Origin of the sequence: Streptomyces sp. NPDC005878 (genome assembly GCF_040629815.1) — a bacterium.
In the GTDB taxonomy this organism is placed as follows: domain Bacteria; phylum Actinomycetota; class Actinomycetes; order Streptomycetales; family Streptomycetaceae; genus Streptomyces.
On sequence record NZ_JBEXWK010000016.1, the window covers coordinates 116,076 to 129,193 of the forward strand.

Sequence of the window (13,118 nt, forward strand, 5' to 3'; positions counted from 1 at the left end):
AGTGACGATGGTGTGGGGCGGGGCGGATCCAGGGCAATCGAATTTCCGACGGGACGCCCCCCGACCCCTCGGCGGTCCGTCCCCGAAGGTGAGGACGAGCCCCACCCGCCGCCTCGGCCGACACGCGCAGCCCGTCCGCCCGGTCCGGGCGGACGGGCTGCGGACGACGCGAGGGGTGAAAGGGCCGGAGACCGCGCTGACCAGCATCGATTCCGATGCCGCCGTCGGCGTGCGCCGTACGGCGGAGGTGCGTCTCTGCCGCCAGGCGGAGACACCGGGGGCCGGGATTGCGCCCTATGGGTCAAGCGCCTGTATCCCGTGGGAGTGAATCGCTTCAAAAGGAACGATTACCCGATCAGCTGGACCGGCCCGGCGTGATGGGCTTCGGCCGTCACCTCGTTCCACCGAAATCTGGGAGAGACATGCGTATTCGCACTGCCTTCGTTGCCATGGCCGCCGTCGCCGGTGTGTTCGCCGGTACTGGTGCGGCGGTGGCCGACGCCGGTGCCAACGGTGTGGCCGCCGGGTCCCCGGGGTTCCTCTCGGGCAACCTGATCCAGGTGCCCATCCACGTGCCGGTCAACCTCTGCGGCAACAGCGTGAACGTCGTCGGCCTGCTGAACCCGGCCACCGGCAACACCTGCGTCAACCGCTGAGCCCGCTTCGGGCGCCGGGGCCGACCCGGCGCCCGAGCGTGCTGCCCGGCCGGTACGGCGCGTACGTCCGGACCGGCCGGGCAGCACGCACGGTTCCGGCACCGCGAAGCAGCCCCCGCAGGGGGCGCGGGGAGCACAAGGGATCACGCCTTGACGCCATGATCACTCCTGCGGACAATCTCCCCCGGCGAACCGGAACTTCATGGGGGAGACATGCGCGGACTGCGGACCACCCTGCTCACGATCGTCGGCGCGGTGGGTCTCACGGCAGGTCTCACGGTGGGGGCGGCTCCGGCCGGTGCGGTGGCGGACCCGGGCGGGGCGGCGGGCGTCACCGGCACGGCGACGTACAAGGTCTGGCACTGGAACGTGGCCGGCGACGAGTCGAACTTCGGCTCCACCACCAACGGCCTCGTCGACGCGATCATCGGCTCGGTCAAATACCGCGACCCCGACTTCGTCTCCCTCAACGAGGTCTGCCCGGCGCAGTACCGCTCCGTCCTCAAGGGCCTCCAGGACGCCGGCTGGCCGCAGAGTCCGACCAACTTCGCACGGTTCGAGCCGATGCCCGACGTGGACGGCACCGGCTGCCACACGGCCACGGGCACGGTGGAGCCCTACGGCGTCGCCGTGTTCAGCAAGTTCGCCCCGAGCGGCACCGACCGCGTCACGCTGCCCGCCGACGGCGACAAGGCACGAAAGCTGCTGTGCGTGCCCGTGGCCTCACAGCCCGGCGGACTGCGGTTCTGCTCCACGCACATCACCTTCAAGGCGGAGACCAAGGCGGCCCAACTCGACGCCGTACGCGGCAAGATGAACGAGTTCGGCGGCACCGTGATCACGGCGGGCGACTTCAACACCCAGCCCCACGACCCGCTGCTCGACACCTGGTACGCGCCGAGCGTCGCCACCTCGGACAACGGCGGCAACACGGGCGCCTTCCGTGAGCTCGACGACCTCGACACCCTCTGCCCCGGCTGGGGCGAGCAGAGCACCGAGGGCGCGCTCCTCGGCAAGTGCGGGCAGAAGGCGAAGGTGGACCACGTCTTCGCCCCCGAGAGCCGCCTGGTCTCCTACGACGAGGACACGCACCCCATCGCCACCGACCGGTGCACCAACCGCAACGGCGTGTACATCCCCTGCTCCAACCACCGGATCGTGGACGCCTCGGTGACGGTGTCGACGGGACAGTGAGCCGGACGGCCCGGCGGCAGGGCGGGACGTGCGTGCGTCGCGGTCACAGGCACGCGAGCAGACCGTCGAGCGGCGCGGGCACCTGCTCCTGGCCGAGGGCCTCGACCAGGAGGTGACCGTAGCGGATCTTGCGGCCCTTCTTCGTGCCGAGGAAGCGCCGCATCCGCCGCTGCGGTGACCGGTCCTGCTGCGCGGGCTGGCGGGTGAAGGTCTGCCAGGCCGGGAGGTCGCCCTCGGCCCGGACGATCTCCTCGACCCGGGGCACACCCAGGGCGCGGACGAGTTCGTCCTCCAGATCGGTCCGGCAGACGAAGAAGCCCTGGCGGGGCGCCTGGGCACGGTCCAGGGCGCGATCGTAATAGCGTTGTTCGCGCTCGTCGCAGAGGCCGGTCAGGCGCAGTCCCAGCCCGGGCGGCCCGAGGAGAGCGGCGAAGCGGCCCACGCTCATCGCGCCTCCCATGGCGATGACGCACACGCCCTCGGCGGACAGGTCACGGCCGCGGCGCGCGGCGAGCGTCTCGACGGCCGCCAGATCGCTCGGCCCTTCGAGCAGCACCGCGGTCCGTACGCCCAGTCGCGAAGCCAGCTCTTTCGCCGGCTCACCAGGGCCGCCCGCCGCCCAGTCGGTCACCGCGTCCCGGAACACTCGCATCTCCGCCATGGGGGCGATTGTGCCGGTGCCGGGGCGGACGGGGCACGGGGTTTTCCGCGGGACCGGGACCCCATGGTCCCGACCGTGTGCGCCCGGCGGACGCGTCGTCGGCACCGTCACCATCAGCCGTCACCGTCGCCGTCGGAACGTCCCCCGAGCAGTCCGGAGCGGTCCCTACAGCACCAGCGACAGCTCCCACAGCGTCTCCCGGGCACAGTGGGCCGGGTAGTCGTACGGGAGGTGGCGGGAGTAGCGCTGCTGGTCGAGGGCGATCTGCCGCACCATGGTGTGGGTCAGGCGCAGATTCTCCGCACCGTCCAGCCCGGCCGCGTATCCCGCGACGAACACGTCGAAGGGGAGGCCCTCGCCGCGCTGGGCCAGCGCGGTCCCCAGGGCGCGCAGCGGGCCGGTCATGTGCCGGCGCGCGGCGCTGTGGAAGTGCATGCCCTGCCGGTAGGACGCGTCCAGCAGCATGCACACCGCCCAGTAGTGGAGGTTGGCGAGGTGCCGCAGCGCCGGGACCGTCTCGTCGGGGACGGGGCTGCCCGACGGTGGCAGTCCACTGGCGTGGTGCAGCGGGACCACCGGGTGGTCCGGGCTCGCCGGGTTCCATACGTCGGCGCAGTCCCGCAGGGCGGGATGGGTGCCCTCGAACATCGAGCGGAAGAGCGTGAAGTGCTCGCTCTCGCCCTCCTCGCGCAGCAGCTCCAGCCGGGCGAACCAGGACGTGTAGTCGAGCCGGTCCGGCTCCCGGTCGCGCAGCAGTTCCAGTACGCGGGTGACCTTCCGGTAGAGGCTGCCGACCTGGTTGGGGCGCGGGGCCGTGGGCGCCGCCGCGCCGAGCACCTCGTACAGGCGGTCCACGAAGGCGCGGTCCTCGGGGGTGTGCTGTTCGGCGGGGTCGACCGCGCTGGGCGAGGCCTCGACGTACACGTACTTGGCCAGACTGCGCGGGCTCAGCGGTTCCAGCACGAAGTCGAAGGGATAGATGTCCTGTTCGTAGGGGAACTGCTGGCGGCCGAGGTGGGGGGCCGCGCCGAGCGCGACGAGCAGGGAGTTGACGATGTCGAGGTGGGTCATCTCCTCGATGGCCACGCCCATCAGGTGCAGCGGCCGTCCTCCGTAGCGGTGGCTGGGCCAGCCGGCGAGGTCGGCGAAGCGCGGCGTCTTGACCGAGAAGGCGGCGTACAGGTACTGCACGAGCAGCGAGTGCTCGATCTCCGCGCCGTCGCGCAGCAGACGGATCAGCTCCAGGGCCGGGTCGTCGAACACCGGCGTGTACCCGAGCCGTTCGGTGTCCGCCGCCGTCAGGGCGGCCGTCCGGCCCGGACGGGCGGCGGTCCGGTGGTCGGCCGCGTCGCGGACGGGAGGCGCCGGTGGCGCGGCGGGGTGGTGGGCCTCCCGCGCGGCATCGAGCACGCCCGCCCGGTACCGCTCGTAGTTCGTACAGCGGCACACGTGCGAGCCGAGGACGGTGTCGACCGTCTCCTCCAGCGGCTCCTCGGTGTCGCCCGTACCGCCGCCCCGCGCCGCGTGGTCGACGACGACACTTCCGGCGACGGTGAAACCGGCCGCGCAGTATCCGCACTGGAACGCCTGACGGTCCAAGAACGCCTGCTGTACGGGATGCAGCACGTCCCCGGCCGCGAGACCCTCCACGGTGGTCACCTCCCACCCCCGTACGTGCCGCATGCTGGTCATACAGGCCTGACGGGTCACCAGCGGGGCCTGGGCGCGGGTGCGGACCGCGACCGTACAGGCCCGGCACTCCCCGATGGAACAGCCGATCTTCGTGCCGGTCAGCCCCAGGTCCTCGTGCAGGAAGTGGACGAGGGACATGTCGCCGGGCACCGAACGCCCTTGATGGCGCACGCCGTTGACGGTCAGATCCAGCTCGGTGTCGGGCTCCTGCATCATGACCGCCCGTCGTCGGGAAGGGCCAGGTCGGCCAGGCGGATCGGGGTGCGCGTGGGCCAGCACCGGTCGTCCGTATGGCCCAGCGCGTGCGCGACGGCGTTGGCGATGGCGGGGGCGACACTCGTCATGGTCGCCTCGCCCACCCCCTTGTGCCGCAGGTCCGGGCCGTCCGCGCCGAGTACGCCGGTCGCGGGCAGCGGCATCAGCACCGTCCGGCGCCGGATCCCGGTGAGGTCGGCGTACCGGGCGAGGCGGTAGCGGTCGAGGTTGACGTAGGGGCCCGCCCCGGTCTCCGGAGGCAGCTCCTCGTGCAGGGCGTGGGAGATGCCCATGGCGAGCCCGCCCTCGATCTGGCCCTCCAGCGAGGCCGGCAGCAGCGGGTCGCCCGCGTCCAGAAACGTCACCGCGTCCACCACGCGGATCGTGCCGCGTGCGGGCGCGACCTCCACACCGATCAGATGGCCCGCCGCCGCGTACAGCGAACGCGGCACGAAGTCCCCGCCCGGCCCTCGCGCGGGCGGAGCCCTCAGCGGGCCGACGGGCGGGAGCGGCACGGGGTCGTCGTCGGGCGACCGCACGAGCGCCAGCGCGTCCACGGACGCCTCGTGGGACACCCCGTCCGCTTGGAAGGTGGCCCGCGACCAACCGTTGCAGAAGAAGCCGTGCGCCATGACGCACGTCTGCGCTCCCGTGCGCTCCAGCTCACGCGCCAACGCGGCGAGCGGCACCACCGCACGGCCCGGAAGCCGCACGGCGCCGTCCCGCCAGGCCGCCAGCAGTTCGTCGTCGGTCAGAGCGGGCTCGTCCAGCAAGGTGCGTGCCGCCGGAAGCAGGCGCAGGCGCAGCAGGGCCCGGCAGGCCTCCCGGACGACGTGCACATGGAAGAACGCCGTCTTGGAGGCGCTGCTCGCGCCGTGCGTCAGCGAGATCTTCACCTGGTCGTGCGCCCCGGCCTCCTTGAGCCGCTGGGCGAAGCGTTCGAAGGGGCCCACCACTCCGAGCCGGGCGACGGCCGGTACGCCCAGCACGTCGTGGACGGCCTGCTCCAGAGCGCCACGGGAGCCCTGCCCCATCTCCACGCTCTGGCCCCACACCACCACCCGGCCGTCCGGACCCGCCCGGACCGCGGTGTAGACGCTGTCCTGGGTGGTTCCGTAGGCCTCCATACAGCAGGCGAAACCCACCCCGTACAGGGTGCCGTCCCCGCGCCGGGCGGCTTGGTCGCGGGCCTCGTCGCGCCCCTGCCACAGCGGGTGTTCCCGGGCCGCCGCGCACACCTCGGCGGCGGCGACATGGAAGCGCAGCGGGGTGCCCGCGAGGTCGGTGTCGGGGGTGCCGGCCGGGTCGGTGCTATTGGAGCGGACCACGTTGGCCAGGCGGACGTCGATGGGGTCCATGCCCAGGCCCCGTACGGCGAACCGGTCGATCGCGGTCTCCAGGTTGAACGCCACCTGCGGGATGCCGAAGCCGCGCATGGAACCGACGGCGGGGATCGCCCGCTCCAGCACGATGGCGTGCACCGACGCCCGCGGCACCCGGTAGGGGCCGGTGGCGTGCAGGGCCGCCAGCCCCAGCACGGGCCCGTTGAGGTTCGCCTCGACGCCGCCGTGCAGCACCACGAACGACCGCATGGCCCGGATCCGGCCGTCCGGTTCGGCGCGGATCCAGCTGCGGACGGCCGAGGCGTGGCGCTTCAGACCGCCCTGGAACTGCTCGCGCCGGTCGTAGGCCAGCCGGACCGGGCCGGGCGCGAACACGGCGGCGAGCGCCAGGTAGTACGGGAACGGCGACTTGTCCCGGCCGCCGAACCCGCCGCCGCAGTCCTTCGACCACAGCCGCACGGAACGCACCGTCGGGTGCGTCCGGCCGAGCAGCGTCTGGATGTCGGGCACGTCGCCGTGCGGCGACTGCGTGCCCAGCACCAGGTGCAGGGTGCCCGAGGTGCGGTCCAGCCAGGCCAGTCCGGCTTCCGGCTCCAGGAACGCCGGGTCGATCTGCTGGGTGAACGTCGTGGTGACGGCCCGCGGTGCCCCGGCCTGCGCCATGTCCTCCTCGACCGCCAGGAACAGCGCTTCCGCGGCCGCGTCGGGCTGCCCGTTCCTGACGAACGTCCGTTGCGCCGCGTCGTAGGCGACCCGGCCCTTGTTCCAGTGGGAGTAGCCGTCCGGGACCGTGGCGTCGAGCAGGTAGTGCGCCTGGCGCTGGGCGCCGGTGAACTCCCGCCGCGTCCACGCCTCCAGGTCCTCGGCGATCCGCTCCTCCTCGGTGGGCGGCGGCACACCGTCGGCCGGGGCGGGGCCGTACACCACCGGCGCCGCGCCCTCGCGCAACTCCTGGGCCGCGCGGCGGAACCGTACGAAGTCGCCGTAGACCACCACGGCCACCGGCTGACCGACGTAGTCCGCCCTCTCACCCGCCGGCAGCAGCGCCTGGACGTTGTCGGCGGACACCCGGTTGCTGTACGGGGGCTGGGGGAGGTCCGCGGCGGTGACGACCACGTCGGGCCGCAGCTCCACGGGCAGTCGCCCGAAGTCCACCCCGGTGAAGGGCCGGTCGACGTGCCGGCTGCGCAGCAGCAGGGCGTGCAGACAGTCCGCCGGCCACCCCAGGGCCGCCAGATCCGCCGGGCGGAAGTCGCTGGCGAAGACCTTCTGCCCGGTCACCCTGCGCCTGCGCCCGTCGGCCGCGTCGCCGTCCATGCCCATGGCTCCGACCTCAGCACCCGCCACCGCCACCGGCAACCCACGCTGCGCCGTACGGGGCCGACGACCCCCGCACGTCCCCGACGTTTGTTAGGCTCCCCTTGCCTCCCGCGGGGGAAGTCCGGTGAGAGTCCGGCGCTGACCCGCAACGGTGTGCGCGGCGACCTCCGGGTCCTTCGCGTGAGCCCGATCGCCCGTGGAGGGCCAGCGACCCGTTGACTGCTCGCCGTGGACTGCGAGCGGGGGGACCCGCGCGGTCGGCACGGCCGTACGGGCCGTCTCCTGCGCGATGTCCAGCAGGCGGCCCTATGAAGGACGGCCCCTCCCGTGCCCCGAAGCACACCCCCCAGCCGGATACCCGTGCTGCCACTCGGCCTGTCCCTGGGGCTGTTACTCCTGCTGTCCCTCGTGGGCGGTGTCGGACTCGGAGCCGCCGGGGTCGGCTGGCCGAACGTGCCGCGCTTCCTGTGGGCGGGACTGACCGGCGCCACCGTGCACGCGGGGGACGCCGCCGCGTACACCATCGTCTGGGAGATCCACCTGCCCCGGGTCCTGCTCGGCGCCGTGGTCGGGGCGGGCCTGGCGACCGTCGGTGTCGCGGTGCAGGCGATGGTCCGCAACGCGCTGGCCGATCCGTTCGTCCTCGGCATCTCCTCGGGCGCGGCGGTGGGCGCCAACGCCGTCATCCTGCTGGGAGCGTTCGCCGGGCTCGGGGTATGGGCCCTGTCGGTGTCCGCGTTCGCCTCGGCGCTCGCGGCCATGGCGCTGGTGTACGCCGTGGCGCGCTCACCCCAGGGGCTGACACCGCTGCGGCTGATCCTGACGGGAACGGCGCTGGCGTACGGCTTCCAGGCCCTCACCACCGTGATGGTGTTCGGCGCGGCCCGCGGCGAGGCGGCCAGGTCGGCGATGATGTGGCTGCTGGGCAGTCTGGGCGGCGCCACCTGGGCGCAGGTCCCGCTCGCCGCGGTGACGGTGGCCGGCGGATGGGGCTGGCTGCGGTGGCGCGCCGAGGCGCTCAACGCGCTCGCCATGGGCGACGAGACCGCGTCCGCGCTCGGGGTGCAACCGGTAAGGCTGCGCCGGGAGTTGTTCGTGGTGACGGCGGCCGTCACCGGCACCGTCGTCGCGGTCAGCGGGGCCATCGGGTTCGTCGGACTGATGGTGCCGCACGTCGCGCGGATGCTCGTCGGCGCCGACCACCGCCGGGTGCTGGCCGTGGCCCCGCTCGCCGGGGCGGTGCTCCTGGTGTGGGCGGACGTGCTGTCCCGGCTGCTGCTGGCCCCGGCCGAACTGCCCGTGGGCGTGATCACCGCGGTGGTCGGGGTGCCCGCGTTCCTGCTGCTGATGCGGCGCGGCGGCTACGCGTTCGGAGGCCGTTGACCATGCGGCTCGACATCGACGAGGTGACGATCGAGGCCTCCGGGACCCGGCTGGTGGAGGACATCCGGCTCACCGTGGACAGCGGGGCGTTCGTGGGGCTGGTCGGCCCCAACGGCAGCGGCAAGTCGACCCTGCTGCGCTGTGTGTACCGGGGTCTGCGCCCGGCCGGTGGCGCGGTACGGCTCGACGGCGAGGACCTGCACACCATGGACCCGCGGGCCGTCGCCCGGGTCCTGGCCGCGCTGCCGCAGGAGTCGGCGGCCCAGTTCGACTTCACCGTCGCCGAAGTGGTCGCCATGGGTCGGCTGCCGCACCGCGACCGTACGGCCGCGTCCGACCGGGAGATCTGCGCCCGCGCGATGGAACGCACGGGCGTCACCCACCTCGCCGACCGCGGCGTCCTGGCTCTCTCCGGCGGCGAGAGGCAGCGCGTCCTCATCGCCCGCGCCCTGGCCCAGCAACCCCGGGTCCTGGTCCTCGACGAACCCACCAACCACCTCGACATCGCCCACCAGCTGGACGTCCTGTCCCGGGTCCGCGACAGCGGTCTGACCGTGCTCGCCGCCCTGCACGACCTCAACCTCGCCGCCGCCCACTGCGATGTCCTGTACGTCATCGACGGCGGCCGGATCGTCGCCGCCGGACCACCGCACGACGTCCTGCGACCCGATGTGCTCGCGAAGGTGTTCGGGGTCCGCGCCCACCGCGTACGCCACCCCGAAACCGGCGCCGTCCAGTTCCTGTTCGACCTGCTCGCTCCCACCACGTCATGAGGACGCCCATGCGCAAGCTGCTCGCCGCCGTTGTCTGTCTCGCCGCGACCGCCACCGGCTGCGGAGCCGAGGTCGAGTCCTCCCAGGACACCAAGGACTCGGCTGTCACCCTGACCAACTGCGGCCGCCGGGTGACGTACGACAAGGTCCCCGAACGCGTCGTCACCAACGACGTCGGTATCACCGAGCTGATGTTCGCCCTCGGTCTCGAGGACCGCATGGCCGGTTTCGCCATGCCCGACGACAAGGGGGAGGTGGACGGACTGCCCTGGAAGGGCGGCTACGACAAGGTGAAGTGGCTCTCGAAGGACCAGCTCACCAAGGAGAACGTCCTCGACGCGCGCGCCGACCTCGTCTTCGCCGGATGGAACTACGGCTTCCGCGAGGACGGCGGCTTCACGCCCGACGCCCTGAAGAAGCTCGGTATCCCGTCGTACATCCTCACCGAGTCCTGCCACAACGGCCGTACGGGGTCCTCGCGCGGCATCATGCCACCGCTCGACGCCCTCTACACCGACCTGACCAACCTGGGCAGACTGTTCGGCGTTCAGGAGCGGGCCGCCGCGCTGGTCCGCGACTTCAAGAAGCAGATCGCGGACGTACGGGCGAAGGCACCCAAAGGCGCCGACCGCCCGACGGTGTTCCTCTACGACAGCGGCCGCGACACCCCCTTCACGTCCGGCCGCTATGCCGCTCCGGAGCAGATCATCACCGAGGCGGGCGGGGTGAACGTCATGCACGACGTGGCGGACTCCTGGACCACCGTGGGGTGGGAGAGCGTCGTCGAGCGCGACCCGGACACCATCGTCATCTGCGACTACGGCGACGTGAGCGCCGAGGAGAAGAAGAAGTTCCTGCTGTCCTACGCCCCCCTGCGCAACGTCTCCGCCGTCAAGCACCGGCGTATCTTCGTCCTCGACTACGCGGACCTGGTCGAGAGCCCCCGCAACCCGTCGGCGATCGCGAGGCTGGGGGCCTATCTGCGGGCGGGGGCGGGGGAGCGGTGACGGGGACGGCTCGGGCCGTCCACCGCGTCCCCCGTCCACCGCGTCGCCCGACCGCCTTGTCGCCCCCGTCCCCCTCAACCCCCCGACCAGCAGGTCTGCTGCCGTCGCGTCACCGGCCTCCGCGGGTGTGGAGGCGGGCGGCCTGCCGGGTGAGGTAGTCGCGCTCCGCGAGGTTGGGTGCCTTCCGGGCGGCCTCCGCGTACAGCCGGGCCGCGGTCGCCATGTCCCCGTCGCGCTCGTGGAGATACGCGGCCACCGCGGTGTGGCGGGGCAGGGACTCGTCCAGCCCGGCGAGCGCGGCCAGGCCGGCGCGCGGCCCGTCCGCCTCGCCGACGGCGACCGCGCGGTTGAGGCGGACGACGGGGCTGTCGGTCAGACGGACGAGTTCGTCGTACCACTCGACGATCTGCACCCAGTCGGTCTCCTCGGCGGTGAGCGCGTCCGCGTGGAGGGCCGCGATGGCGGCCTGCGCCTGGAACTCGCCCAGCCGGTCGCGTGCGAGGGCCGCCTGGAGGATCGCCACGCCCTCGGCGATCGACGCGGTGTCCCATCGGCCCCGGTCCTGCTCGGCGAGCGGGACCAGGGCGCCGTCGGGCGCGGTGCGGGCGGCGCGACGGGCGTGGTGGAGCAGCATGAGGGCGAGCAGGCCCGCCACTTCGGGGTGGTCGATCCGGGCGGCGAGCTGCCGGGTGAGCCGGATCGCCTCCGCCGCGAGGTCGAGGTCGCCCGAGTACCCCTCGTTGAAGACCAGGTAGAGGACGCGCAGCACGGTGGCCACATCGCCCGCCCGGTCGAACCGTACGCCCGAGACGGTCCGCTTGGCCCGGCTGATGCGCTGGGCCATGGTCGCCTCGGGCACCAGATAGGCCTGGGCGATCTGGCGGGTGGTGAGCCCGCCGACGGCCCGCAGGGTGAGCGCGACGGCTGAGGCGGGCGTCAGCGACGGATGGGCGCACAGGAAGTACAGCTGGAGCGTGTCGTCGACGGCGGGCGCGGGCCCGGACGCCGGTTCCTGGTCGAGGACCTCCTCGCGCCGGCGGCGGGCCGTGTCCGCCCGCACCTGGTCGAGGAACTTGCGCCAGGCGACGGTGACCAGCCACCCCTTGGGATCGCGCGGCGGATCGGCGGGCCAGACACGGACGGCTTCGACGAGTGCGTCCTGCACGGCGTCCTCGGCCGCCGCGAAGTCGGCTCCGCGGCGGACGAGGACGGTGAGCACACCAGGCGTGAGGCTCCTGAGCAGGGCCTGGTCCATGGGTGAGGTCACTCCGTGACGGTGGGAGGGGCGGCGAGGAACGGGCGCAGCTCCACCCACTCGTGGATCGGCTTCCCGCCGGCCCCCGGGGCGGCGGACAGCTCGCCGGCCAGTTCGACGGCCCGCTCGTAGCTGTCGACGTCGATGACCATCCAGCCGGCGATGAGCTCCTTGGTCTCGGCGAACGGCCCGTCGGTGACGGGCGGGCGCCCCTCGCCGTCGTACCGGACGAAGGTCCCCTCGGGGGCGAGTGCCTGGGCGTCGACGAACTCCCCGGTCTTCTCCAGCCGGTCGGCGAAGTCGTGCATGAACCGCATGTGCGCCGAGATCTCCTCCGGCGTCCACTCGGCCATCGGCACGCAGTTGACGGGGTCCGGGGCGCCGCGGTAGTGCTTCAGCAGCAGGTACTTGGCCATGGTGGGTCTCCTCGGTAGTGATGCGGCCCATTGTGGTCGCGTTCACTACGGGGACGGAGCCGGGTACGGCTTCTCGACATCGTCGGCGAAAAAGTTTTCGCGGGGTGTGCCGGGGGCGGTCAGAAGGTGTCCCGGGGCGGGCCGGCGGGCGTGCGGGCGAGGGGGCCAGTGGCCGTGGCTCACCCCGCGTACGGCTCAGGGCCGGGTGGCCACGCAGATGTTGTACCGCCAGGTCTCCTGGTGCCGGTACATCTCCACCCCGCTCATCGCGTTGACCAGGCTGTCGCCGCGCCCCACGGCGCGCGCCGCCGCGTACGGAAGCCGGCCCAGCACCGAGAAGCAGCGCAGCATGGGCAGCATCTTCTCCGTCGCGTCGTACGCCGAATCGACGGTGAAACCGGTCTCCCGGAGAAGCCGTTCGAGGTGCCCGTGGGTCATCGTGAGCATGCCCGGCATGCCGGAGAGCTCGCAGACCCGCACGAGCGCGGACCGCGCGTGCGGCAACAGGTCGTCCTGCGGGGTGCTCGAGTACTCGCACATCACCAGCTTCCCGCCCGGACGCAGCACACGGAAGAACTCGGCGAGCCCCTGCGCGGGGTCGGGGGAGTGGACGAAGGACTCCATCGTGTAGAGGCCGTCGAACGACGCGTCCGCGAACGGAAGCGCGTGGTAGTTGGCCACGAGGAAACGGGTCCGCCCCCTCGGGACGCCGGCACGCGCCGACCGCTGCCGTGCGATCGCGACGTCCGGCTCGATCCCGTCGACCCCGGTGACGTAGGCGCTGCCCACGCGCGCGACCGTGCGCGCCGTGTCCCCGACCCCGCACCCGGCGTCGAGCACCGAGGCCGCCGCGGGCAGGTCCAGCTTGCGGGCCACGACGACTTCCATGCGCCGCATCGCCGCGGTGAAGTCCCAGGGGGAGTGGCCCGGCTCGTACCACCCGAAGTGTCGCGTGCGGCCGAGCAGCGCCGTGTACCCGAAGCGTGAGCCGAACGCCCGGTAGTACGGCAGGACGTGGTGCCGGTAGTGGACGTCGGTCCCGGTCACTTGGGTCATCGCTCGGCTCCTAGTCAGTAGCCCCGTCCCACCCGAGGTCTCCAGGGAGAGCAACGACCATGCGCCTTCCGGGTCACCGGGCGCCACACCGCATGGCCCTGCTTCCG

The 13,118-nt window shown here is 72.7% G+C and carries 11 protein-coding genes and 1 riboswitch; of the genes, 5 read left to right on the forward strand and 6 right to left on the reverse strand.

Annotation, left to right across the window (positions count from 1 at the left end):
- The first annotated feature begins 422 nt into the window (after nucleotides 1–422).
- Nucleotides 423–656 (forward strand): chaplin, encoded by a 234-nt coding sequence (locus tag ABZ404_RS23205; protein ID WP_358837206.1) that lies wholly within the window; start codon nucleotides 423–425, stop codon nucleotides 654–656.
- Between the two features lie 213 nt (nucleotides 657–869).
- Nucleotides 870–1,850, forward strand: coding sequence for an endonuclease/exonuclease/phosphatase family protein (locus tag ABZ404_RS23210; protein ID WP_358837654.1), 981 nt, complete (start codon nucleotides 870–872; stop codon nucleotides 1,848–1,850).
- A gap of 43 nt (nucleotides 1,851–1,893) precedes the next feature.
- Here the strand turns inward: ABZ404_RS23210 and ABZ404_RS23215 are convergent, their stop codons facing one another.
- The 3 genes from ABZ404_RS23215 to ABZ404_RS23225 form a co-directional block, all read right to left on the reverse strand.
- On the reverse strand, nucleotides 1,894–2,511 hold the full coding sequence (locus ABZ404_RS23215; protein ID WP_358837653.1) for a TOPRIM nucleotidyl transferase/hydrolase domain-containing protein: 618 nt from the start codon (nucleotides 2,509–2,511) through the stop codon (nucleotides 1,894–1,896).
- 165 nt (nucleotides 2,512–2,676) lie between these two features.
- On the reverse strand, nucleotides 2,677–4,419 hold the full coding sequence (locus ABZ404_RS23220) for a ferritin-like domain-containing protein (RefSeq protein WP_358990798.1): 1,743 nt from the start codon (nucleotides 4,417–4,419) through the stop codon (nucleotides 2,677–2,679).
- Nucleotides 4,416–7,118 (reverse strand): molybdopterin cofactor-binding domain-containing protein, encoded by a 2,703-nt coding sequence (locus ABZ404_RS23225; RefSeq protein WP_358836899.1) that lies wholly within the window; start codon nucleotides 7,116–7,118, stop codon nucleotides 4,416–4,418. The genes ABZ404_RS23220 and ABZ404_RS23225 overlap by 4 nt, the downstream gene beginning before the upstream one ends.
- A gap of 116 nt (nucleotides 7,119–7,234) precedes the next feature.
- Nucleotides 7,235–7,317: riboswitch (cobalamin riboswitch) on the forward strand.
- Between the two features lie 131 nt (nucleotides 7,318–7,448).
- Here ABZ404_RS23225 and ABZ404_RS23230 point away from each other — a divergent pair.
- The 3 genes from ABZ404_RS23230 to ABZ404_RS23240 are packed head-to-tail and all read left to right on the forward strand — an operon-like array spanning nucleotide 7,449 to nucleotide 10,284.
- The gene (locus ABZ404_RS23230) at nucleotides 7,449–8,504 is read left to right on the forward strand and encodes an iron ABC transporter permease (protein ID WP_358836898.1); all 1,056 of its coding nucleotides are present in this window, start codon (nucleotides 7,449–7,451) and stop codon (nucleotides 8,502–8,504) included.
- A 2-nt stretch (nucleotides 8,505–8,506) separates the two neighbouring features.
- Complete coding sequence (locus tag ABZ404_RS23235; RefSeq protein WP_358836897.1) at nucleotides 8,507–9,277, forward strand: ABC transporter ATP-binding protein; 771 nt, start codon at nucleotides 8,507–8,509, stop codon at nucleotides 9,275–9,277.
- An 8-nt stretch (nucleotides 9,278–9,285) separates the two neighbouring features.
- Nucleotides 9,286–10,284 (forward strand): ABC transporter substrate-binding protein, encoded by a 999-nt coding sequence (locus ABZ404_RS23240; protein ID WP_358836902.1) that lies wholly within the window; start codon nucleotides 9,286–9,288, stop codon nucleotides 10,282–10,284.
- Nucleotides 10,285–10,393: 109 nt separating this feature from the next.
- On the opposite strand, the gene ABZ404_RS23245 is transcribed toward ABZ404_RS23240, so the two are convergent.
- The 3 genes from ABZ404_RS23245 to ABZ404_RS23255 form a co-directional block, all read right to left on the reverse strand.
- Entirely contained in the window at nucleotides 10,394–11,539 is a 1,146-nt protein-coding gene (locus tag ABZ404_RS23245) for a DUF6596 domain-containing protein (RefSeq protein ID WP_358836901.1), read from the reverse strand.
- 8 nt (nucleotides 11,540–11,547) lie between these two features.
- Nucleotides 11,548–11,955, reverse strand: a complete 408-nt coding sequence (locus ABZ404_RS23250) for a YciI family protein (RefSeq protein ID WP_358990801.1) — start codon at nucleotides 11,953–11,955, stop codon at nucleotides 11,548–11,550.
- Between the two features lie 195 nt (nucleotides 11,956–12,150).
- A complete protein-coding gene (locus tag ABZ404_RS23255; protein WP_358835806.1) occupies nucleotides 12,151–13,011 on the reverse strand; it encodes a methyltransferase domain-containing protein in 861 nt (286 codons plus the stop codon).
- Between the last annotated feature and the right edge of the window lie 107 nt (nucleotides 13,012–13,118).

Bases quoted from the DNA above. Each gene is read 5' to 3' on its own strand.
- ABZ404_RS23245 (WP_358836901.1), bottom strand. From the start codon at position 11,539: ATGGACCAGGCCCTGCTCAGGAGCCTCACGCCTGGTGTGCTCACCGTC.
- ABZ404_RS23220 (WP_358990798.1), bottom strand. From the start codon at position 4,419: ATGATGCAGGAGCCCGACACCGAGCTGGATCTGACCGTCAACGGCGTG.
- ABZ404_RS23215 (WP_358837653.1), bottom strand. From the start codon at position 2,511: ATGGCGGAGATGCGAGTGTTCCGGGACGCGGTGACCGACTGGGCGGCG.
- ABZ404_RS23250 (WP_358990801.1), bottom strand. From the start codon at position 11,955: ATGGCCAAGTACCTGCTGCTGAAGCACTACCGCGGCGCCCCGGACCCC.
- ABZ404_RS23255 (WP_358835806.1), bottom strand. From the start codon at position 13,011: ATGACCCAAGTGACCGGGACCGACGTCCACTACCGGCACCACGTCCTG.
- ABZ404_RS23225 (WP_358836899.1), bottom strand. From the start codon at position 7,118: ATGGACGGCGACGCGGCCGACGGGCGCAGGCGCAGGGTGACCGGGCAG.
- ABZ404_RS23240 (WP_358836902.1), top strand. From the start codon at position 9,286: ATGCGCAAGCTGCTCGCCGCCGTTGTCTGTCTCGCCGCGACCGCCACC.
- ABZ404_RS23210 (WP_358837654.1), top strand. From the start codon at position 870: ATGCGCGGACTGCGGACCACCCTGCTCACGATCGTCGGCGCGGTGGGT.
- ABZ404_RS23205 (WP_358837206.1), top strand. From the start codon at position 423: ATGCGTATTCGCACTGCCTTCGTTGCCATGGCCGCCGTCGCCGGTGTG.
- ABZ404_RS23235 (WP_358836897.1), top strand. From the start codon at position 8,507: ATGCGGCTCGACATCGACGAGGTGACGATCGAGGCCTCCGGGACCCGG.